Raw genomic sequence first — 24,724 nt, forward strand, 5'->3', positions numbered from 1 at the left:
CCGCTTTTAACATTTCACCCTGCTCTAAAGTGAAAAATCAGATAGAACAACTGAACGAAATCGCCAATAAGGACTCCCGTACCATTATTGGACTGATGTCTGGAACCTCTTTGGACGGTCTGGATGTGGTATGTTGCCAGGTAGAAGGCAGCGGATCGAAAACTAAATTACGGGTACTACACTTCAGCACCATTCCTTACGACCAGGAGTTCAAGGAGGAAATCAGGAAGGTATTTGCCAAGCGACAAATCGACTTGCAAGACCTTTGCCTATTAAACCCTTACATAGGCTTGAAACACGGACAGATGGTCAATGAATGCTTGGCCCTGTGGGGGCTCACTGCCGGCGACATTGACCTTATTGCCAGCCATGGACAAACGGTATACCACGCCCCAAAAAAGCAGCACCAGATCGAAGGATTCCCCAATGCTAGCCTCCAAATAGGAGATGGGGACCATATTGCCGTGACAACGGGAATCATTACCCTGAGCGACTTCCGACAAAAACATATGGCTGTAGGTGGTGAAGGAGCTCCATTGGCCGTATATGGCGACTATTTCCTATTTTCGGAAAAGGGGCAAAACCGGATTCTTCTCAATATGGGAGGCATCGCTAACTTTACCATACTCCCGGGCAACTTGGATGCCCAGGCGGTGTTTACTACCGACACCGGGCCTGGCAATACCCTACTCGATGCCTATATGCGCCGCTTATTTCGCCTTCCTTACGACGAAAATGGAGCCGCTGCTGCTAAGGGGTCTGTCAACGAAAAGTTGCTGGAAAACATGAAAAAAGCCCCATTCTTCGGCAAACCATTTCCAAAAACGACTGGTCCGGAGGTATTCAACTACGATTTTGTAGAGACCGCCATTCAACAAGCGCGCTTAACCACCCTGTCCCGAAACGATATCATCGCCACGCTTACTCAGTTCAGTGCCGACACCATCGTAGAGGCTATAAAAATCGCCATAAATCCCAATGAGCCCTATACCCTATATGCCAGTGGTGGGGGAGCGCATAACCCTGTGCTCATGGAGGCTATTCAGGCGCAGTTGCCCCAATGCCCCCTCATGAACCTGGAAGTACTAGGCGTAACTGGCGACGCCAAGGAGGCCGCCTTATTCGCCGTGTTGGCCAATGAGGCCGTAGCCGGCAACGCCTCCGATTTTGGCTCCCGCGACGGGGTCCCTCAGGTTACAATGGGGAAAATTTCTTTGCCAGGCTAATTTAACTTCATTAAGATATCACGACCTACGGCTGGCCTTAAGACGTAGGTCGCCAGAAATACTTCTGAAATATATGTACGATATAACCATTATAGGAGGAGGAATAGTAGGGCTAGCCACTGCCTTACGATTAAAAGAGCAAAAGCCAAGCCTTAAGGTATTACTCTTAGAAAAAGAAAACGGCGTGGCCCGCCACCAGACAGGGCATAACAGTGGGGTGATACACTCCGGCCTTTATTATAAGCCTGGTAGCCTAAAGGCCAGCAACTGCATCAGGGGCTATAAGATGCTCCTCGATTTCTGTGATAAAGAAGAAATATCCTATGACCTCTGTGGAAAGATAGTAGTGGCCACAAGTCCTCAAGAAATACCCCTACTCAAAAACCTCTATGAGCGAGGCCTACAGAACGGACTAACAGACAACCGGCTGATAGGTGTAGAAGAAATCAAAGAGCGTGAACCTTATGTGAACGGACTGGAGGGCATATGGGTCCCTTATACCGGAATTATCGACTATAAAACGGTAGCGGAAAAGTATGCCGCCTGTTATCAAAAACTGGATGGAGAGCTCCTGCTGGGCCATAAGGTGGTCGATATTCATAGCCGAAATTCTTTTTCGGAGGTGCGTACCGAGTCAGGGCAAAGCTTCCAGACTAAGTTGGTGGTCAATTGCGCGGGGCTTTACTCCGACAAGATGGCCCAGCTCACCCAACCTGAGCGGGTACCGGTACGGATCATACCCTTCCGGGGCGAGTACTTCAAATTGAGACCAGAAAAGCACCATTTGGTAAAAAACCTTATTTATCCGGTGCCCGACCCCAATTTTCCATTTTTGGGCGTACACTTTACCCGAATGATAGAAGGAGGTATAGAGGCAGGCCCCAACGCCGTGTTCGCATTTAGACGAGAAGGCTACACCCGCACCGATTTCCAACTGGGAGAACTCATGGAGTCTTTGGCTTGGCCAGGCTTCCGGAAGGTGGCCATCAAATACTGGCGCACCGGACTGGGAGAATACTACCGGTCGTTTTCGAAAGCCGCCTTTACCAAGGCCTTACAAGGCCTTATTCCATCCATAGAACAGGACGACCTCATCCCTGGCGGGGCGGGAGTGCGTGCTCAGGCTTGCGACTACGATGGTGGGCTGCTCGACGACTTTTCCATCATCGAAAATAAAGGGTCCATCAATGTTTGTAATGCCCCCTCCCCGGCTGCCACTTCCTCTTTGTCGATCGGACAGACCGTCTCTGAACATGTTTTAGCACGTTTCAAATAACAAAACAGGGGCGGTTCTATCTTCGAACCGCCCCTGTTTTATGAATTCTATTTGTCTTTTCTATTCAGGCTTTTGCTTTCCTAGTTTGCTGTTTTTCTTACCATAAGCAAAATAAATAGCCAGACCTAAAGCCAACCAGATACCTAAACGATACCAGCTCTCAATAGGCAAAGAGTACATCAAGTAAACACAAACCAAGATGCCCATCAAGGGCACAAATGGCACCAAAGGGGTCCGGAACGACCGAGTAAGATCAGGCCGTTTTACCCGAAGCATCCACACCCCTACACATACCAGGCTAAAGGCAAACAGCGTACCGATACTAACCATATGCCCAAGGTCACTTACAGGTACTAAACCAGCAAACACACTTACAAATAGCATAAAGAAGATATTGGTCTTCCATGGGGTACTAAACTTTGGGTGGATATCGCTAAAGAAACGGGGAAGTAACCCGTCCTTCGACATAGAATAAAACACCCTACTTTGTCCTAGAAGCATCACCAACATCACCGAGGTATAACCGGCCAAAATAGCCACGATTAGGCCAGTTTGAAGGCCATCATAGCCCGTAGCAGCAAATGCCGTGGCGGCTGGTTTGGCGTCATTGGCAAACTCCTTGTAATTCACCAAGCCGGTCATTACATGAGCAAAGAGTACATATAAAATGGTACAGACGATTAGGGATCCTAAGATACCAATCGGCATGCCCTTCTGGGGGTTTTTGGCCTCCTGCGCGGCCGTAGATACGGCATCGAAACCGATAAAGGCAAAGAACACTACAGCAGCGCCAGTTGCAATTCCAGTCCATCCAAAATTTTCATAGTTCCCTGTATTTTCAGGAATGTATGGAACGTAATTCTCCGGGTTAATATGGCTCCATCCCAATCCTATAAAGACCAAGACAACGGCGACCTTCAAGATTACCAAAAAGTTGTTGAGATAGGCAGAACCTTCTGTGCCTCGCATTAGGAGCAATGAGAGCATCCAAACAATCAAAATGGCGGGCAAGTTGACGATTCCATTGTCGATAATGGTACCATCGCTCAAGGTAAGCACCTCGAAGGGGGATGAGACCAGCTGGGTCGGCAGGTGAATATCAAACTTACTTAAAAACTCCAACAGATACCGAGACCAACTTACAGAAACAGTGGCAGCACCTAAGGCATACTCCAGAACCAAATCCCAGCCAATGATCCAAGCTACAAATTCTCCCATGGTGGCATAGGAATAAGTATAAGCACTACCAGCTATAGGAATCATAGAGGCGAACTCGGCATAACAAAGTCCGGCAAACCCACAACCTACAGCCGCCAACACGAAGGATATAGTAACGGCTGGGCCAGAATGCTCGGCAGCGGCAATACCCGTTAATGAGAAAAGGCCCGCACCAATGATGGCACCAATTCCTAGGGCTACCAAGCTCAATGAAGACAGGGAGCGTTTTAACTGATTTTCATCCCCACTTGACTCCTGCAATAATTTTTCAATGGGTTTTTTATACCAAAGTTGACTAGCCATATTTTATAATTTAGTTTGGGTCTGTTTCTTTAAAGAATAAAGCATAATTTCCTGATAGCTACTGCTTCTTTTTGAAATCAAAAAGAGGGAAAGCGTACGCGCCTTCCCTCTTTCTGATTTCAATATATTAAACTTTGGCGTTTTTTGCGCCATTTTCTACGGCTACTGGAGCCAACTCCTTATTTTTTTCGCGCTGTAGTAAGTCTACCACTACCGGTGCGGCTACGAATAGGGACGAATAGGTTCCTACCACTACACCCAGTAACATACAGAAAGTAAATCCACGAATTACTTCACCGCCGAATACGATCAGTACCAACAATACCAAGATCACCGAAATACCCGTCACGGCAGTACGGCTTAAGGTACTGTTAAGGGCATTATTGATAACAGTAGGCAAGCTTTCTTTTTTAGACCTTTCTTGGCTCATATAATCCCTAATCCTATCGTAGATTACAACCGTATCGTTCATCGAATACCCAATCATCGTCAGGATGGCTCCAATAAACGCTTGATCGATATCCAGCGAGAATGGAAGGATACCGTTGAATAAGGAATAAATAGCCAAAATGATGATTACATCATGGAATAACGAAACCAAGGCACCGTAGCTAAAGGCAAGTCTTTTGAATCGAATAAAGATATAGGCAAAGTTAGCAGCCAAGGCGAGCAATATGGCATATACCGCCGATATCATCGTATCGTAAGCCATGGTAGGTCCTACCTTATTATAGCTTACAATTTCGGCCTTATTGCCCTCCATTTTCGCAGCACCTTCCATTACCTTTGTTTCGGCCTTTAGGTCGGCATCAGGGGAGGTATCGTCAATCAGATAAGCAGTAGTGATTTTCACTTGATCGTTACCACCAAAAGTTTTTACTTCAGGAGTACCTTCCAGGCTTTCGCTTAGGGCATTACGTAACTTATCGGTTTCCACCGATTTTTCGAAACGTACCACATACGAGCGTCCCCCTTTGAAGTCGATACCTAGTCCAAAACCTTTGAAAATGAAGGATCCGATACCAATGGCAATAATGATAGAAGAAATCATGTAAAAACGACGACGCTGAGAGATGAAGTCGAAATGATTGTCCTTAAACCAGTTTTTGGTAAGGCCCGAGTAGAAAGAGAAGGATCTTCCTTTCTCGATTTGAGCCTCCAAGAATAGGCGGGTAATAAATATAGCCGTAAACAAGGAAGTTACCAGACCGATCACCAACGTAGTAGCGAAACCAAGTACGAGTCCAGTTCCAAAAGTATACAGGATAATACCAGTCAGTAGGGTAGTCACGTTGGAGTCAATAATAGCCGACATCGAATGTTTGAAACCATCGGCAACTGCTTGCTTAAAGGGCTTGCCTTCGCTAATCTCCGCCTTAATACCTTCGTAAATAAGTACGTTGGCATCCACAGCCATACCGATCGTAAGAACGATACCCGCAATACCCGACAAGGTAAGTACAGCACCCAATGAAGCCATCACGCCCAATAGCAGGAATAAGTTGATCAACAAGGCCATATCGGCGATCCATCCCGCACGAGAATAGTAGGCAAACATAAATACCAACACAATCACCAAACCTACCAATGATGACACCACGCCGTCTCTGATGGCCTCGGCGCCCAGGGTAGACCCTACTACGGCTTCTTCTACGATATTGGTAGGAGCGGGAAGCTTACCTGCTTTCAATACGTTGGACATATCCTTGGTTTCCTCTACGGTAAAGTTACCCGTAATGCTGGAGTTACCATTAGGGATTTCTCCTTGTACGGTAGGGGCAGTATACACCAAATCATCGATAATGATGGCTACCGGACGGCCTACACTGCGAGCTGTAAGGGATTTCCACTTGCGAGCACCCTCTCCGTTCATACGCATCGTCACTTCAGGACGGCCTCTGTCGTCGTAATCGTGAGTGGCATCTACGATCACATCGCCCTCCATAGCGGGCTGGCCACCTTGTTTTTTAATAAAGTAAAGCGGTAGTATCAACTGACCATCGGCAGCATCCATCCCTTTACGATCCCACATAAATACGAGGTCGGCAGGGAAAAGGCTACGAACTTCAGGGCTGTGCAATATACGATTGGCCTTGGCAGTATCTTTCAAATAAACGCCCAACCCTTGAGGCATGGGTACAAACAAACTCGTCAATGCGCTGCTTTGAGCCGCTGCTCTGGCACTGTCGGAAACGGTGGAGTCGGCTTTCTGTGCCAACTGTGCCGCCAAGCCAGTGGCTTCCGTCTTGTCGGTAGTATCAGTAGAAACAGATGGGGTCGCTGGTGCGGCCAATTTTTCTTTAGCTTCTTCACGCTCCAAATAGGCTCCTAAGCCTTCTAAAGCGGGCATAATTTCGTTGGTCAAATAGACCTCGCAGAATTCCAATTTGGCAGCTCCTGAAAGCAATCGACGTACACGCTCGGGGTTTTCTACACCTGGCAATTCCACCAAAATACGGTTGGTATTGGGCAAACGCTGGATGTTAGGGTTGGTAACTCCAAATTTATCGATACGGGCTTGGGTAATCTGGAAAGCACGGTCAATAGCGCTATCCACCTCCGTATTCAGCATACTCACCACTTCCGATTCCGATGAGCTGCTGTTGATCTTATCCTTATTGGCACTGGTAGCAAACACCGAAGCCAAGCTCGTATTTGGAGAGGCTGACTTATATGCCTTTACAAAAAGGTCTACAAATGAACTGGTGCTGGTTTTTTGCGCTTCAGCGGCTTCTTTTAAGGCCTTTTGAAAGGCTGCCGAGCGCGCATTTCCACCTGCCAAACCCTTGAGGATGTCTACAGGCGATACTTCCAATACCACGTGCATACCCCCTTGAAGGTCTAGCCCTAAGGTAAGCTCCCGCTCCATTACTTCTTGCAAAGTTTGGCCCAGGTACACATCTTGCCTCCATAACGAATCGATATATTGCTGCTTCTTAGTGATACTCACCGTACCATCGGCACTGGTGGCATACGCTTCTGCCTTGCCCTTAATATTTCTCGACACAAAGGTAAACGAGAGATAGTAAACGCTAATAATGGCCAAGACAATGCTCAGGCCTATTATTCCTTTCTTATTAGTCATTTTTATATTTGCTTAGAATGATTGCTTAATTATATTGATTACCTCAGCCATGAGAAAGAGATTGGCCTAGGTATAACCTATCCTGAAAGGGCACCAAAGCCGCTAAGGGGCGTTGGTAACGATACTAACCCCAAATATCCGGGAAAAGGTACTATAAAGTACTGCAACAGACGGTGCTAGGGTACTCTGATATACGAAGCCTTCCAATACCCGCCAGATGGGGGAAGGGATAATATAGAAGTATTGTAAAAAATCGTAGGAAAGTGAAGGAGTAATGACTGCGTTCAAATGTAGCGTCCGCAATACGGCATCCTTGCCCAATGGGGCCTGGTCCTGTCCGGTTTCGGCTTGAGAGGCCAAGCTCACCGACTCTGACTGCTCAGCAGGTAAAATTGTTTCAGCCATAGGCCACGACCTACCCGCAGCTACCATTAATACCATGGCAGCCATCAGTACAGTTAGGACCCGACTAAAAAGCTTCTTTGTTTTCACTTGTGACAATCAATTAAAGCGCAAATTAGAGAGTAAAATATCAAAATCACAAATTCCTCTCACATTATCTAAAGGGATTCCCTGTCAAAATCGCCCAATAGGCCATTGGTAAGAGGAGTTCTGTCTTAAACTGTAGAGGGCTCCTTGGCAGAATGCGTTGTTGCGCTTTGTTGCAAGGGTAAGCTGATATAAAATGTGGTACCGTGCTCCTCTTCGCTTTCAAACCATATTTTACCCTGATGCCCCTCTACTACGTTTTTGGAGAAGGGCAGGCCAATTCCGTACGATTTCTCGCCATTGGTGCCGGTTCTCTTTGCGCTACCATTATCAACAAACACCTGTTCATGAAGTTCTTTAGGAATTCCTATACCCTCGTCTTGAATTTTGATCACGACTTCACTTCCCTCTAGTACTAGGAAAACATGGATATCCTTACCTACCGGACTAAATTTTATGGCATTGATCAATATGTTGATTAAAACGCGCCCCAGTTTCTCCTTATCTCCCTCCATGAAAATATCTTCTTCGGCATGCAGAAATAGCCTTTGTTTTTTTGCTTCGGCCTTGAAGGTAATCTGTCGAACACAGGCAAAGGCTAGCTCCCTTAGGTCCATCTTTTCGGTTTTCAAGTCCTGGCCCTTTTGCCCATTCCGGTTGCCCAACACATCCCGAACCATATCCATAGACTGCCAGGTTAGCTCTTTAATCATCGTGACCAACTTGCGTTGATCTTTATTGAAATTTACTTCATCTAACAAAATAGAGGAAATACTCGCTATTGCCCCTATCGGGCTTCGCAGGTCATGCGCCACCACCTTTAAGATCCTATCCTTCTCCTTACTACTCCTATTCAAATCTGCGAGGGTCTGTTCATATTTCATATTCTGAACGGTGATCTGCTTATTCAAGTTTTCGAGTGACCTAAGGTTATTAGTCGATAACCGCCAATGGCGCCACAGAAGTAGTAGTATGGCCAACGTCATAGCCAACATAGCGAAGGAAAGGTAAAGCCAAATCTTCTTTAATTCAATGGCCTGGACTAGCTCTCTATTTTCTTGTTTTTGTCTCAGGATCCGAAATTCCTCATCCAAGTCGGCCAAAATCAGCTTGTGTGCTAAGGAATCGGAAGCCGTTAAAACGCTCTGATAGCGCTTTAGATAAACATAGGCAGAGTCCATTTTTTTTACCGAAAAAAAGTAATCCGACTTTAATTTATAAAGCTTTTCTTCAGCCTGTGGAATCTCCATGAGTCCGGGGCTCGCATCTAAGCGCTTCAAGACCTCATAGGTTTTGGCAGGCTGACGGGTTTGCTGATATAGCATGCCCAGTTTTAAGAGGGAGATATAGCCATCGGCCTTGTCGTATCCCGGTTGAGAATTGATCACTATGCTCTTTAACAAGAGGCTCTCCGCCTTGGCATATCGGCCAAGCTGTGCATAATAATCCGACTGATTCCCGTATATCACGGCCTGGGCACTATGGTTATATACTTTTTTGTAAGGGTATTTCGGTCCTTCCCTCTCAATATAATCTAGTGCCCTGTTACTGTACACTAAGGCGGAATCCAGCTGCTTTAATTTGCCAAAACTAATGGCTATATTATTCATCAGCTCTTGTTTTTTGGCAAATTCGGCAAAAGTGGTACCACAGAAATCCTGGCCCACTAGGCTAGCACTAAAATGTGTGATGGCATCCTCATACTTTTCCTGACGGTAACTCACCATGCCAAGCCGATAGTTGTAGTCGCTCAAGGCACAGGGGTTAGCATCCTTTTTGGCAGCTTCCATGGCCTCATAAAAACTTTCATAAGATTCTGGATATTTACCCATGTCCAAAAGTCGGTCCCCTTTAGCAAAATTGACGGCTATATACCGGCTCCTATAACGCATGCGCAAGGTCTCCGAATCTAACAAATACAGGGCACTATCCAGGCTTTCTAAGGCTTTCAGAAACTCGCCCGTCCTTCTGTAATATTCCGCCCCCAAAAATATATAACGATCGAGGCGGTCTTCAAGGCTTGGGGAATCAAGCTCGGCATAAACGGAATCGTAAACGGCCAACGCCTCTTTGGGTTTTCCAGAGTTAAAGGCCGAATCGACCAATACTTGAATGGAGAAATCTGTTGCTAAATGCTTTTCCTCTTTTTGGGGGGTACAGCCCAAAACCGCCCAGTACAGGCAGGCCAGCCCAATCACGCCTGTCCATGGGCCCGGAAAAACATATTTCAACAAGTAGTGATACATATTACAATACAAACAGAAGGCATTTACAACATGAAATAACCACTCTAAATCCTATTAAATGAAATTTCCAAAATTTAAAGACCAATTCCAACTAAATCGAGACACAATCCTTATAAAATTAGAACAAAATATACGAATTAGTTATTTACTCATGTAGTACAACAACCCAGCAACGTCATTAATCATGGGCTAAACTCATTATGCATGAAGAAACTTTAGATATTGCTCTCCCAGTTCTGTCAAAGAATAACCCGGCTCATGGCTAAAAGTAAGGCCTAAGGATTTCAGTTTTCTGATATTCAGCTTCAGCCATTCCTGTTCCTTATGACCCTTTTTGGCCAGTTCAGCCGATTTCATATGCGGGTTATCACGAATCAATTCGAGCGTTTTTGTCGTCCATTTACCCAACTTACTGTGCTGGTCCAGCTTAGTAAGCTGCTCTTGTAAGGCTTCAAACCTCATTTCCGGTGACAAGTCCCCTTCTTCACTCGGTTCCACAATACTTTTCTTGTTGAACTTATTGCTATTGAACGCCTTTTGTTTTTTTAACATATAATTTTGTAGGATTGTCGAAAGCGACAAAGATACAACGATATTTGATAGTCTGATCTTGTCTATTCTTGAGAATAAAAACCTTGGGGCAACATAGATTCTCCTCCTCTAGGCACCAGTAGTTCGTTGAAGAGAAGTACAATCCACCTATTTTTTCAATCGTCCATATTTTTTCATCAGTGCAAGGACCTTCTCCCGTGGGAGGGCCTCTACCCTATGCCCCTCCGATCCTTCCAGAGTAGTAGCCATAAAAAGGGAATTGATGATAGCCTCTTCTGTCGCTTCTATAGCAGCCATAAAGATGGGAGAAACGTAATCGTTATGTAAATAGGTTGCCGGAGCCGTAGGCTGAGGGCTCTCATGAAGCACCCGATTGACGGTAGAAAAAGCGATCACATAGTCGCCACTACCATTGGATGCTATTCCTCCTGTTTTGGCCAAGCCCAGCATAGCCCTTTTGGCCAGCCTCTTCAGGTTGCGTGCATCTAAGGGGGCATCGGTAGCGATTACAATCATACAGGAACCATCACTGGATTTATCCAAAACATCCTTAAATGCGTATTGCCCCAACTCTTCGCCAATGGGGACTCCATTGACCTGCAATACCCCACCAAAGTTGGTCTGTACTAAAACCCCAATGGTATAGCCCCCAAACTTACCTGGAAGTACCCGCGACGACGTCCCGATGCCTCCCTTATATCCAAAACATACCGTCCCCGACCCGGCACCGACGTTCCCTTCACTTACCTTCCCTCCTTCGGACTGGGCAAGGGCGTTCAATATCTGTTGCTTAGTGACCGACCTCCCTCTGATATTGTTCAAATACCCATCGTTGGTCTCTCCTACCACGGGGTTCACCGACCGTACCGTCTCGTTTCCCTTCTGGCCGAGAGTCCAGTCGATCAGGGCTTCAGCGGCAGTCGGCACCGACAGGGTATTGGTCAGAATAATGGGTGTTTCCAAGTTGCCCAGCTCCTCTATTTGGGTAGAGCCCATCAGCTTCCCGAAGCCATTGCCTACATATACTGCTGCGGGGACTTTTTGCTGAAACACGTTGCCGTCATGGGGTAAAATAGCCGTGACTCCAGTATGAATCTCACTGCCCTCATGCAAGGTTACCTGTCCCACCTTTACCCCCACCACATCGGTAATGGCGTTTAGGTTGCCCGTCGGAAGTACCCCTATTTCAATACCCGCCTGCCGGGCACGTGTTTGCCCGAAGACCATCTCCGGCCCTATTGCCAATACGAGTAGCACTAAAATATGTTTCATTGCGGTCACTTTTTTAATTATTGTCATTATATTCCGTTATCCTCCTTCAAAATGAATCAAAATGCTTAATCTTGCCCCAGCTATAATACCACATCTTATGAAACTAACGGGACTTATCGCTTGGCTATTGTCAATCATTTCATTCCAGGCATTCTCTCAAACGACCTTAATCGTAAGCCCTCCGCCTCCCTTTTTAACTAATAATCAGCGGCTATTTTTAGCTACCGACTTCAACGATTGGGAACCAGGCGACCTTCAGTATGAGCTACATCAACAGGCCGACCGTTCCTATATCCTTACACTTCCCCAGCCCCCCACACAGTTCGAATACAAAATTACACAGGGAAGCTGGGATCTCATAGAAGGCCGCCCCGATGGAACACCCATCAAAAATCGGCAATATATCAGGACGACAGAGCAACCCGTCGACACGATTCGGATACGCCTTGCCGGTTGGGAATACAAGCCCACTTACCGCTTTGTAGTTACCAATCTCCCCGAAAACACCCCTAAAGATGCCCAAATATATATTACAGGGAATTTTAATAACTGGAATCCCGGCATGGAGGACTACCGTCTTCGAAAACAAATGGATAACACCTATCGGGTGACGGTGGTTTCCGATCTCGATCGGTTGGAGTACAAATTTACCCGTGGCGACTGGAACAGCGTGGAAGGGAAGTTGAATGGAAAGGCCTTGCCCAATCGCATCCTAGAGACCGACGATCGGGACCAAATTGAGAGGATTCCTATAGAAATACTAAGTTGGGAAGATTTCTCCAGCACTTTTAACTTCTTCTCTATCTACGACCTGTTGCTGCTATTCTCTTCCTTTCAGTGTATCCTACTTATTATAGCCATACCCAGTATGCAGGATTACAACCGTAGGGCCAATTACTGGTTAGTCATATCTATTTCCTTGATCGCGGCGATGGTCTTCCTACATGTCATAGGCAGCTACAGAGACGTGGCCCAGTCGAACACCAAGTTATTGCTCCTGCCCGACTTCACCATGTTTTTGTACGCCCCACTATTTTATTTTTACCTTAAAAACCTGCTCTTCAAGACCCCCGGTTTACCCAAACATTGGTGGAGGCATTTTATATTACCCGCTCTGCAAGTGGTGCTGTATTTACCCTATTTCTTGATGGAACACAAAGAGTTGCAAATCCTGATTGTTAATAAGGATCCTGCCATGTATATGCTCTTTATTTCGGTAGGCTTTGCTGGACTGCTGAGCAACACCTATTACTGGTTCCTTTGCCGGCGAACCATGCAGACCTACGAAAAAGAATATACCACCCTAGCCTCTACCGAACAAAATATACAATACCTCGGTACGGTGATGGTCATTCAGGCCGCTTGTCTGCTGATTTGGCTCACGGCTGGGGGGCTTATGGTTTTTAACCATTTTGAAATATCCAACAACTACTCCTCCTTCGAAACCAGCGTAGATACCATCTGGCTGGCCTTTTCGCTGATCCCTTACTTCCTGGGGTATTTTGCCATACACCAACCAGAAATTTTCAAAATTCCCCATAAAGAGACGGTAGGCTTATTTAATAAACCCATTAGCGAACCGCCAACATTGCCCTTGACTCCCACAACGGCCGACGATAACAAGGACAAAGAGTTTGAGATCCTTTGGCAGGAGTGGCAACATAAAATCGAAAAATTTATGGCTACGGAGAAACCCCATCATAATCCAGGCCTCACGCTGGGCGCCCTGGCTGAGCGGCTCCATATTCAGCCCCATCAGCTCTCTAGGATTATCAATGAAGGATATCAAAAAAACTTCTTCGATTTTATAAACGGCCACCGTATCGAAGATTTTAAAATCCAATATGAAGACCCCAAGAACAAACATTTTACCATGCTCGCTATCGCCTTTGAAGTAGGGTTCAATTCCAAAACGGCATTTAACAGGGCCTTCAAGAAAATAAGTGGCAGTACCCCAAGAGAGTACTTCTACGACTCCCGGGTAGAGGATTAATCAGGGATTTTCTTCTATTTTTTTGCATAAAAAAGGTGCCACCTTATAAAGTGGCCCATCAAAAAGACGCTTATCCCCCTATTATTCAAACAATTGCCAAAAAATCAATAATAATGGCATTTCGGGAAAGTGGAACGACAGCACCTTAGTTTGATAGTATTTTTGCAAGATCAATTTTAATAATTGACCGACCAAACCGGGTCATTTGCAAATTTAACTAACATAAATAACAAGGTAATGTCAGAAATTTACACGTCAAAATGGGCATGTGGCAGTCGAACCCACACCAGAAAGGGGCGCCTCCTGTCGGTACTCTTCTTCTTGGTTATTATAGGCCAGTCGGCCATGGCTCAAATTTCGGTCAAAGGAAAGGTTACCGACCAGGCCGACGGCTCAGCCATACCTGGAGCTACCGTATTACTCAAGGGAGGAACCATAGGGACCCAGACAAGCCTAGAGGGCACCTACGAGCTAACAGGAATCCCTGATAACGCCATACTCATTTTTAGCTTCGTAGGAATGAACAGCCAGGAGGTATCCGTGGGCAACCGTACCACCATCGACGTCGCCCTGTCGGCCGATTCCCGTATCCTCCAAGAAGTAGTAGTGGTAGGGTACGGAAGTCAGAAGAAATCGGATCTTACAGGGGCCATTACGGCCATTAGTTCGGTCGACTTTGTAAAGGGTAATGTAAACACGCCCGAGCAACTCATTGCCGGCAAGCTGGCTGGGGTACAAATCACCTCCAACGGGGGAGCCCCAGGCTCTGGCAGTAAAATTCGTATCCGGGGTGGCTCCTCACTCAGTGCCAGCAACGACCCCCTCATTGTGATCGACGGCATCCCCCTAGACAATAGCGACATCAAAGGTGCCGCCAACCCGCTGAGCTTTATAAACCCTAACGACATCGAGTCTTTTAATGTATTGAAAGACGCCTCAGCGGCCGCCATATATGGATCAAGAGCCGCCAATGGGGTGATCATAATCACCACCAAAAAGGGGCATTCCGGTGACAAGCTCAAAGTAAATTTTAGCACGCTATTCTCGGCCAGCCAAATTGCCAAAAAAATAAATGTGCTCAATGCCGAGCAGTTTAGAGAAGCCGTGAATACCCATGGCACCGAGACTCAGAAGGCGCTATTGGGATCGGCCAATACCGACTGGCAGGATCAAATATACCGCACCTCTTTTAGCAGCAACAATAATTTGAGCCTTTCAGGAGCCGTCAAAAGCATCCCTTATCGATTGTCGGTAGGTTATAACCTCCAAAATGGTATCCTGAAGACTTCCGCTATGGACCGTACCTCTGCCTCTTTGGGCCTAACGCCTAAGTTTTTCAAAGATCATCTGAAAGTCGACATCAACGTCAAGGCCTCTACCACCAAAAGCAAATTTCCCGACGAAGGGGCCATTGGCAGTGCCATAGGATATGACCCTACCCAGCCAGTATATATGGAAAACGATAAGTTTGGCGGGTATTATCAATGGTTAAATCCCCAAGGAAATATAGAGGCCCTGGCCGCTTCCAACCCCTTGTCCCTCTTAAGACTGAAAAGCAATAACGGCACCCTTAACAGGGTCATTGCCAATGCGCAGTTCGACTACCAATTCCACTTCTTACCCGAGCTACATGCCAACTGGAACATCGGTATCGACCGCTCCAGTACCGATGGCAAGGAATGGTCTTCGAACCTCGTATCAGCGTCATCCTATACCAATAATGGTTCTACTGGTTATTATACCCAGAGTCGTCAGAATTTCACCAATCAATTCTTTTTGAATTACGTAAAGCAGGTCGATCAGCAGAACTTCAACATCATGGTAGGAGCTGAAAATCAAGGATTTGTCCGAGAAAATGAAAATGGAACTACTTATGGCAACCCCGATGTGGCCGGCATCAAGTCCTATTTTAAAACCGACTATGCCCTATTATCCTATTTCGGACGCCTTAATTACTCCCTTAAAGACAAATACTTAGCGACCGTGACGGTACGTAGAGATGGCTCTTCGCGCTTCGCCAAGGAAAACCGCTGGGGAACATTCCCCTCCGTAGCTTTGGCATGGAAAATCAATAAGGAGCTATCACGCGACGACATCTTTTCGGACCTTAAGCTTCGGTTTGGATGGGGTATTACCGGGCAACAGGACCTCTCCTCTGGCGACTACCCCTACCTGAATGCCTATACACCCGGACAAGGGCTCCGCTACCAGCTTGGCAATACCTTTGTAGAGGTATTAAGGCCCAATGCCTACGACCCCAACATCAAATGGGAGCAGACACAATCAACCAACTTTGGCTTGGACTTTGGGCTTAGCAAACAACGAATATCAGGTAGTATCGATTTCTATCAGAAGAAAACCTCAGACCTGATCAACGAAATTGACGTACCCGCAGGATCCAACTTCAGCAATAAAGTAACTACCAACGTAGGGACTCTGGAAAATACTGGCCTAGAAGTCGTACTGAACTACACCCCCATTACCAACGACCACCTGACTTGGGACATCAGCGGTAACTTCACCTACAACAAAAGAAAAATAACCGCCCTTACCAAGGTGGATAACCCCAACTACGTGGGCGTGCTAGTAGGTGGGATCGATGGAGGTACGGGCAATTACGCCCAGGTGCATTCTACAGGTTATGCGCCCAACTCCTTCTTTATGTATCAGCAAGTATACAATGAAGCTGGCGCTCCAATAGAAGGAGTCTTCGTAGACCGCAACCAAGACGGGATCATCAGCGAACTGGATCGCTACCGATACCAGGCCGCACCACCAAGGTTATTTTTAGGACTCAGCTCTCAGCTAGCCTATAAAAAAGCCAGTGTAGGCTTCGTCATGCGCTCCAATATTGGCAATTATAACTTCAATAATATTTATGCCAACCGAGGCTCCTACCAATCGATTACCGGTTCAGGAAACTTTTTGAGCAACCTGTCGGCCAATGTCTTGGAAACCGGATTTACGCAAAGAACCGATCAATCCATTCTTTCAGATTATTATGTACAAAATGCGTCCTTCTTGAGAATGGATAATATCAATTTTGGCTATAACCTCGATCATTTATTTAAGAAAGGAAAAATAAGGGCTCAATTGTCGCTGGTAGCCCAAAACGTCTTTGTAATTACCAAATACAAAGGGCTGGACCCTGAGATAGCCGACGGTATCGACAAGCAAGTATACCCTCGCCCCCGTACGCTATCACTCGGTCTCAACCTTCATTTCTAAAGAAAGCTATCATGAAAAATATATTTAAAACCATTTTCTGCGCTGCCGTCCTACTTCTGAGCCTTGGAGCTTGCAAAGACTTGGACACCAAGCCCTATGTAGGGGAGGTTTCTGAACTCGTGTACCAGGACGTCAATAACTACAAAGAAATTCTAGCCAAACTTTATGCCGGACTGGCCGTGTCTGGAATTAAGCCCAAAGACGACGATGTAGACCTTAAGAACTATGATGGGGGCTCGCAAGGATATATGCGGGTGTATTGGTACTTGCAGGAGTTCCCTACCGACGAGGCCGTGACCGGATGGGGTGACCCGGGCCTACCCGATTTGCACCGAATGAGCTGGACGGCCTCCAACCAATGGTCATCGGCGTTTTACTCCAGAATATTGTTCCAGGCCGCAGTAGCCAATGAATTCCTACGCGAAACCACCGACAACAAACTGAGTGAAAGGGGCATAGAAAAAACCCAGGAAATACAGAACTACCGGGCGGAGGCGCGATTTATCCGTGCACTCGTTTATGCACATGGAATAGACCTATATGGCAGTATCCCCCTGGTCACCGAAAAAGATCAGGTAGGATCTTCCCTTCCCAAGCAAGCAAGTCGTCAGGAGTTATTTACCTTCCTAGAAACCGAACTAAAGGCACTAGAAACGGAGCTTCCAGCACCCAAAACCAATGAATATGGCCGTGCCGACCGGGCGGCGGCTTGGATGACCCTCGCCAAATTGTACCTTAATGCCCAAGTATACATCGGTCAGGAGAAATACTCCGAAGCGGCCGAATACGCAAAAAAAGTCATTGACGCCGGATTTACACTAGCCCCAAAATATGGCAACAATTTTTTGGCCGATAATGATACTTCTACCGAGACGATTTTTACCATCAACTTCGACGGCAACGAGACCCAAACTTGGGGTGGAACTACCACCCTTATCCATGCTGCCGTCGGAGGCAGTATGAACCCCGCCGATTTTGGAGTAGATGGAGGCTGGGCCGGCTTCCGCACCACCAAAGAGTTTGTCGGCCTTTTCGACGATGCTAAGGATACCAGGGCCATGTTCTATAAAGAAGGCCAATCCTTGGAAATAGAAAGCCTGACGACCTTCACAGATGGATACGCCATCAGCAAATGGAAAAACGTAAAACAAGATGGTACCCCAGGAAAAAACCTGACCCATACCGATACCGACTTTGCAGTATACCGATTGGCAGACGCCTACCTAATGTATGCCGAGGCCGTGGCCAGAGGAGGTAGTGGAGACGCAACCCTAGCCCTTAGCCTAGTCAACGAGTTAAGAACCCGGGCACAGGCCAACACCCTGACTACCCTCACCCTAGACAACCTCCTCAACGAAAGAGGTAGAGAACTGTACTGGGAAGGGCACCGCCGTACGGACCTCATCCGTTTTGGAAAATTCACATCAGGCTATAACTGGGCCTGGAAAGGTGGTGAAAAAAATGGGAAAGATGTAGAGCCTTTCCGCTCCCTATATCCCATCGCCGCTACCGACCTAGTAGCCAACCCGAGCCTAAGCCAAAACCCAGGGTATTAGACCATAAAATCAGAAGCGTCATAACAAACCTAATCGGCGCCTGGCCAAGGGTGCCTGGCTAAGGGTGCCTGGCTAAGGGCGCCTGGCTAAGGCCCCTTAGCACTTCATGATCCTAGCAGATTACCATCACGACCATAATTCAGAACATGATGAAACTTTTCAATAAACTCTTACTGCTGACCTTCACCAGTCTCCTAGCCTGGAGCTGTATGAAGGAACAAGATATGGCCATACTCAACAGTGGAGCCATCCCCCAGGTCACTCTGTCGACCAACGAGCTGGTCCTTAATAAGGAATCGGCCCAAGAAGAAGCCTTGGCTATTGCCTGGCAAACCGACTATGGTTTCAGCGCTTCCTCTGCTAACACCATCCTAATCGATAAAAAAGGAGGAGACTTCACCAAGGCCGCCTCCGTAACGACTGGTGCAGTGCAAGAGAAAAAATTCAAAACCGCCGAACTCAACTCCTTGCTCATTGGCTTGGGATTGGCTCCAAACGAAGCTGCTGACGTAGATATTCGCATTCAATCCAAATTGGGCACAAGCACCCTTCTCACCTCCGAGGTGCTGGGGCTAAAGGTGACCCCATATTCGGTACAGCTCGACCTTAGCAGCCCTTGGGGCATCGTGGGAAGTGCCATTAACGATTGGGGAGCCACTCCCGACGCCCCCCTTTATAAGACCGACACCCCCAACGAGCTAGTAGCCTATGTTACCTTTATAGATGGTGAAATAAAATTCCGCCAGGATAACGATTGGACCGTCAACCTCGGGGGTAAGGATGGAAAGCTTTCGGATGGAGGCGACAATATCGTCGTAAAAGCAGGCACTTATAAGGTAACCTTTAATGCCGTGGCCCTCACTTATAAAATTGAAAAATACGCATGGGGACTCGTGGGCAGCGCCGCCAACGACTGGGGAGCCACTCCTGACCTTCCCCTATCCTACGACCCTACCGTGGACCTATGGCGAGCGGTCGTCAAGCTAGTGGATGGGGAGTTGAAATTCCGTCAAAATAACGACTGGGGGGTAAACTATGGAGGCGCCAATGGGGTACTCGTCGACAATGGGGACAATATAGTAGTTACAAAAGGCACTTACTTGGTGACGGCTAACTTCAAGGAACTTAAGTACACCATTACCCCCTACATTCCTTGGGGCATCGTTGGCGACGCAACAGCCACGGGCTGGGGCGACCAACCCGACCAAAAGTTCAGCTACGACCTAAGCACCGAGACCTGGCACCTCAACAACGTGGTGTTGACCGACGGAGCCATGAAGTTCCGCCTCAACGACGACTGGGGGGTAAACTTAGGCTCTACAGCCGAGACCGAGCCAGATCCTATCGCCGAAAGTGGCCCCTTAAAAAGCGGGGGTAAAAACTTTGCCGTAACCGCGGGAGTATGGAGCTTCGTGTTGGATGTGAAAGACCTCGACAATCCCAGCTACACGGCAAAAAAAATTAAATAAACTTCAATACAATCATCAATAAAAACCAAACGGGCAGCAGGCTTCAAGTCGGTTGCCCGTAAATTCTTATCTGCTTGGTGCTACTAACCCCAATAAAAATGAACTTTCGGCTTTACTATATCCTCCTATTGCTGCTGTCGTATAGCACTTTAGTTCGGGCCCAAATTCAACATTTGGAGCCCCGGAATTGGTGGGTGGGCATGCATGAATCGGAACTGCAACTCCTGGTACACGGCCCCAACATCGCCCAATACGAGCCCCACCTTTCCTATAAGGGTGTAAGTCTTAAAAAAGTCCATCGGACGGTCAACCCCAATTATCTGTTTATCGACCTGCACTTATCTCCAGATGCCCCCGCGGGAACCATGGAGCTAAAATTCGAAAAGGCTGGGCTACCCATTATCACCCATCCCTATGATCTATTAAAAAGAAGGGCCCAATCGGCCCAAAGAGTGGGCTTTAACTCCCAAGATGTGATGTACCTGATCACCCCCGACCGCTTCGCTAACGGCACCACCGCCAACGATACCCAACCTGGCATGGCCGACACCCTCAACCGCGCCGAGCTATACGGGCGCCATGGTGGGGATATCGAAGGAATTATCGACCACCTCGATTACTTTTCCACACTCGGCATCACTGCATTGTGGATAAACCCCCTATTGGAGAACGATATGCCCAACAGCTCCTATCATGGCTATGCCATCACGGACTTCAGCAAAACGGATCCACGTTTCGGCACCAACGCCGACTATCTGCGGCTGTCTAAGCTTGCAAAACAGAAAGGAATCAAACTCATAGCCGACATGGTGGCCAATCATTGTGGGTTGGAACATTGGTGGATGAAGGACCTCCCCGACAGCAACTGGGTCAACTACCAGGGGCAGCCGCTTACCGTTACCAACCACCGCCGCGAGACCCTCCACGATGCCTACGCTTCCGACTATGACAAGACCCTCCAGTCGGACGGTTGGTTTGTAGCCTCCATGCCCGACCTCAATCAACGCAACCCTTACTTAGCCCAATACCTCATTCAAAATGCGATCTGGTGGGTAGAATACGCCGACCTCGACGGTATTCGTATGGATACCTACCCTTACCCCTCTAAGGAGTTCATGGCCGAATGGAGCCGGCGCATCATGGCCGAATACCCTAATTTCAATATTGTAGGAGAAGAATGGTCCTACAACCCCAGCTTGGTAGCCAACTGGCAACGAGGGGTGATCAATCGGGATGGTTATCGGTCCCATTTGAAAAGCCTCATGGACTTCCCGCTCAACCAGGCCCTGATAGAAGCCTTTAGGGAGGAAGAAAACTGGAGCCAAGGCCTCATTAAGCTATACCAAATCATGGCCAACGATTATGTATATGCCCAACCCAACGACCTGGTTATTTTCCTCGACAACCACGACATGAGTCGAATATATACCCAGCTCCACGAAGATGTTGATAAACTCAAACAAAGCCTGACCTTCTTAATGACTACCAGGGGAATACCCCAACTATATTACGGCACCGAAATCCTTGCAGCGAACCCCCACAGTGAGGAACATGGGGAAATCCGGAGCGATATGCCTGGAGGCTGGAAAGGGGATAGTGCCAATGTATTTGATGAAACGGGGTTGTCTCCCCAAGAGCTGGATATGCTTCATTTCGTTAGAAAACTACTAAATTGGAGGAAAACGGCCACCGCCGTACACCAGGGCAAGCTGATGCATTTCGCCCCTCAAGATGGCGTTTATGTACAATTCCGCTATACTGACAAGCAAAAAATAATGGTGATTCTAAACAAAAACAAAAAAGAATACCAGCTCGATTTAAAGCGCTTCGAAGAGATTCTGCCCCGCCAATTTAAGGCTCAGGATGTACTTCAAGACCGATCGATAGACATATCCGACCATCTGACTCTCCAGCCAGGAAAGGCTTTGCTTTTGGAAATAAATTAAATCTCTGACTTGCAGTGCTTGCTGGCCGGCATTAAAAATACCATCATAACCAAACCCAGCCCGATGATGAAAAACTATATATTGGTCCTTTACCTATGTTGTCTGTCGCTGTGGGGACAAGCCCAAGCCCTACAGGTAAGCCCAGCCTTCCCGGCTGCTAACGGCACAGTCACCCTTACTTTCGACCTTAACCAGGCCACCGACAACAGAAAAGAGGGTCTACTGAACAAAACTACGGGACTATATATATGGACTTGGGGGGGCTCCGATGCCAGCAACAAGGTGTCGGAGTATGGGCCGGCCGGTCAGACGAGCTTCAACCAACCCTTTGATCCCGGCAAGCTGACACACGTCAGCGGCAATACCTGGAGCATCACCCTTACGCCTACTCAGTATTTGGGAATCTCTCCCGAAAAAAAACTGGCCTGGCTGGGAGTTTTGGTGAAAAATGCGGACGGTTCGGCTCAAACAGAAGATTTCACCATCGACCTCTTCGATGCGGCGAAACTGCAGGTACAGTTCCGCCAACCCCTTTCCGACCAATTTTTCGTAGAAGCTAACGAGTCTATCCCGATTGAGGTAGTCGCTTCCCAAAAATCAAAGCTGGAGCTATCCGTGGACGGAACCCTGATAGCCACTACCTTGGATAGCACCCTAAAAACCACCATCCCGTCGGGTTCGGCCGATAACCAAACCCATACGGTGACGATTAGGGCCCAGGTGGAAGGACAAGCAGCCAGCGACGAATTCCGCTTTACCGTCTCCCCGCATCCTCCAATTATTGCATTGCCTTCGGGACTAAAAAGAGGAATCAATTATACTTCCGAGTCCTCGGCAACTTTAGTATTGTATGCGCCCAACAAAAAATTCGTTCACCTGCTGGGGCCTTTCAGCGACTGGGCCACCCAGCCCAACTACCTCATGAACCGTACCCCTGATGGGGATACTTATTGGCTTCCCCTGACTGGCCTGTCGCCGGGGCAAGAATACCCCTATCAGTATTTGGTAGATGGAAGCATAGCCATAGCTGACCCTTATTCCGACAAGATACTCGATAGAAATAACGACTCATTTATTCCGGCATCGCATTACCCCAACCTACTGGCATTCCCCGATAAGGCGAAAGACAATATAGTGTCCGTACTACAGACCAACCAACCCAGTTACGATTGGCAGACCTCGAGTTTCCAGCGTCCACAGCCCGCAGATTTGGTCGTATACGAGGTGTTGGTTCGTGACTTTACCAGTAGCCGGTGGTACCAAACCCTCACCGATACCCTCCCCTACCTCCAACGATTGGGTATCAACGCCATCGAATTGATGCCCATTATGGAATTTGCTGGCAACGACTCTTGGGGCTACAACCCTATATTCCCCATGGCACCCGACAAAGCCTACGGAACCCGCCAAGAACTTAAAGCCTTTATAGATCAGTGCCATAAGTTGGGCATCGCCGTACTGCTCGACATGGTGCTCAACCAAGCCGATTATGACTTCCCCTACGTCAAAATGTACTGGGATGGCAACCAACCCTCCTCCGATAGCCCCATGTTCAACCAGCAGGCTACGCATCCTTATAATGTATTCTTCGACTTTAACCATGAGGCTCCAGCCACCCAGCAATTGGTGCGCGACGTTACCAGCTTTTGGCTAGAACAATATCGGTTCGATGGCTACCGTTTCGACCTTTCCAAGGGCTTTACTCAGGTCAACTCCGGGAACAACGTAAGCGCTTGGGGGCAGTATGACCCTAGCCGGGTGGCTATTTGGAAGGGCATATATGACCATATCAGATCGATAGACTCTTCCGCATATGTCATTCTAGAACATTTTGGAAGCGATAAAGAGGAAGCCGAGCTGACCAATTATGGTATGCTCGTTTGGGACAACCACAACGGAGTCTTTAGAGAGACCATTAAAAACGGAAAAGGAAATTTCAATAGGCTCTCATGGAAAAATCATGATGGGTTTACGCGCCCAGCGGCCATAGGCTATATGGAGAGCCACGATGAAGAACGCCTCGTATACGACGCCACCACCAATGGCGGAATCGGGAATGGGTATTCCGCACGAACCTTAGACAACGCCCTGGAACGACTGAAAGCCTCAGCCGCCCTCGCACTTCTGACACCGGGCCCTAAGATGATCTGGCAGTTTGGCGAACTGGGTTACGACATATCCATAAACGAAAATGGCCGTACCGGAGCCAAACCCGTAAAGTGGGAATACCTCCAACAGCCCAACCGCCAAAGGGTTTACGAAGTGTTTTCCGAACTTATTGAAATGAAGCGCTCAGACCCCGCGTTCCGGAGCTCCACTTTCGAACTTCAGGCCGACGAGCAGACCATTAAAAAATTACATATTCAGGGCCAAACCCAGGAAATATGGGTATTAGCCAATCTGGGCCTCCAAACAGAAGACGTGGCCATTCCCTCCGGCGATTGGTACGATTACTTCACCGGAAGGTTGATTAATATCAGCCGTAATACCCCCTTCAAACCCGGCCAGTTTCATATCCTGACCTCCATCCAACATCCTGAGCCTACGCCTGGGCTGGTTCCCTGGAGCCTGGAGCTGATCACCGCGGTAGAACCAGCACCGGCCAACACCGATATCCTGCTTGCCCCCAACCCAGTACTTCATGCGGCTCATATACAATGGGCCAGCGACTATCAGGGCCCCATCACCCTGTCCCTTTGTACTCCCAGTGGGCAAACGCTCGAGCGCCTTTCCTATAACAAGACGGTACCAACGTTCGATCAATTTCTACGCTTGGACCATTTGCAAACAGGAATGTATTTATTGATTATCAGGGAAGGGGAAAACACTTTCACCAAAAAATGGATCAAGCAATAGTAGATCCTA

14 protein-coding genes are annotated in these 24,724 nt (G+C 47.6%); 8 read left to right on the plus strand and 6 right to left on the minus strand.

Going from position 1 to position 24,724, the window contains the following annotated elements; all coding sequences use genetic code 11:
* Window positions 1-29: 29 nt before the first annotated feature.
* Together CLV98_RS16235 and lhgD are read left to right on the plus strand one after the other, a co-directional pair.
* Window positions 30-1,226: an anhydro-N-acetylmuramic acid kinase gene (locus CLV98_RS16235; RefSeq protein ID WP_109675816.1), complete on the plus strand. Its 1,197-nt coding sequence runs from the start codon at window positions 30-32 to the stop codon at window positions 1,224-1,226.
* Window positions 1,227-1,299: 73 nt separating this feature from the next.
* Complete coding sequence (gene lhgD, locus CLV98_RS16240; RefSeq protein WP_109675817.1) at window positions 1,300-2,502, plus strand: L-2-hydroxyglutarate dehydrogenase; 1,203 nt, start codon at window positions 1,300-1,302, stop codon at window positions 2,500-2,502.
* Window positions 2,503-2,562: 60 nt separating this feature from the next.
* On the opposite strand, the gene CLV98_RS16245 is transcribed toward lhgD, so the two are convergent.
* From CLV98_RS16245 to CLV98_RS16270, 6 genes are all read right to left on the minus strand, one after another.
* Window positions 2,563-4,023, minus strand: coding sequence for an amino acid permease (locus CLV98_RS16245; protein WP_109675819.1), 1,461 nt, complete (start codon window positions 4,021-4,023; stop codon window positions 2,563-2,565).
* Between the two features lie 127 nt (window positions 4,024-4,150).
* Window positions 4,151-7,108: a protein translocase subunit SecDF gene (gene secDF, locus CLV98_RS16250; RefSeq protein WP_109675827.1), complete on the minus strand. Its 2,958-nt coding sequence runs from the start codon at window positions 7,106-7,108 to the stop codon at window positions 4,151-4,153.
* Between the two features lie 102 nt (window positions 7,109-7,210).
* On the minus strand, window positions 7,211-7,600 hold the full coding sequence (locus tag CLV98_RS16255; RefSeq protein ID WP_146202295.1) for a hypothetical protein: 390 nt from the start codon (window positions 7,598-7,600) through the stop codon (window positions 7,211-7,213).
* A 125-nt stretch (window positions 7,601-7,725) separates the two neighbouring features.
* Window positions 7,726-9,843 carry an ATP-binding protein gene (locus CLV98_RS16260; RefSeq protein WP_109675829.1) on the minus strand — a complete coding sequence of 706 codons (2,118 nt, stop codon included), beginning with the start codon at window positions 9,841-9,843 and terminating at the stop codon, window positions 7,726-7,728.
* A gap of 198 nt (window positions 9,844-10,041) precedes the next feature.
* Entirely contained in the window at window positions 10,042-10,395 is a 354-nt protein-coding gene (locus CLV98_RS16265; protein ID WP_109675830.1) for a hypothetical protein, read from the minus strand.
* A 147-nt stretch (window positions 10,396-10,542) separates the two neighbouring features.
* Entirely contained in the window at window positions 10,543-11,667 is a 1,125-nt protein-coding gene (locus CLV98_RS16270; protein WP_109675997.1) for a DmpA family aminopeptidase, read from the minus strand.
* Window positions 11,668-11,764: 97 nt separating this feature from the next.
* On the opposite strand from CLV98_RS16270, the gene CLV98_RS16275 reads away from it, so the two are divergent.
* The 6 genes from CLV98_RS16275 to CLV98_RS16300 all read left to right on the plus strand — a co-directional run bounded on the left by CLV98_RS16275 (window position 11,765) and on the right by CLV98_RS16300 (window position 24,715).
* A complete protein-coding gene (locus tag CLV98_RS16275; protein WP_109675831.1) occupies window positions 11,765-13,660 on the plus strand; it encodes a helix-turn-helix domain-containing protein in 1,896 nt (631 codons plus the stop codon).
* 237 nt (window positions 13,661-13,897) lie between these two features.
* Window positions 13,898-16,888 (plus strand): SusC/RagA family TonB-linked outer membrane protein, encoded by a 2,991-nt coding sequence (locus CLV98_RS16280; protein ID WP_109675833.1) that lies wholly within the window; start codon window positions 13,898-13,900, stop codon window positions 16,886-16,888.
* Window positions 16,889-16,899: 11 nt separating this feature from the next.
* Window positions 16,900-18,444 (plus strand): RagB/SusD family nutrient uptake outer membrane protein, encoded by a 1,545-nt coding sequence (locus CLV98_RS16285; RefSeq protein WP_109675835.1) that lies wholly within the window; start codon window positions 16,900-16,902, stop codon window positions 18,442-18,444.
* Between the two features lie 146 nt (window positions 18,445-18,590).
* A complete protein-coding gene (locus CLV98_RS16290; protein ID WP_109675839.1) occupies window positions 18,591-19,913 on the plus strand; it encodes a SusE domain-containing protein in 1,323 nt (440 codons plus the stop codon).
* Window positions 19,914-20,011: 98 nt separating this feature from the next.
* Window positions 20,012-21,859 (plus strand): glycoside hydrolase family 13 protein, encoded by a 1,848-nt coding sequence (locus CLV98_RS16295; protein WP_109675841.1) that lies wholly within the window; start codon window positions 20,012-20,014, stop codon window positions 21,857-21,859.
* A gap of 63 nt (window positions 21,860-21,922) precedes the next feature.
* Complete coding sequence (locus CLV98_RS16300) at window positions 21,923-24,715, plus strand: alpha-amylase family glycosyl hydrolase (protein ID WP_109675999.1); 2,793 nt, start codon at window positions 21,923-21,925, stop codon at window positions 24,713-24,715.
* Window positions 24,716-24,724: the final 9 nt, after the last annotated feature.

It is taken from the genome of Dyadobacter jejuensis (genome assembly GCF_003149085.1).
GTDB classification, from domain to species: domain Bacteria; phylum Bacteroidota; class Bacteroidia; order Cytophagales; family Spirosomataceae; genus Dyadobacter; species Dyadobacter jejuensis.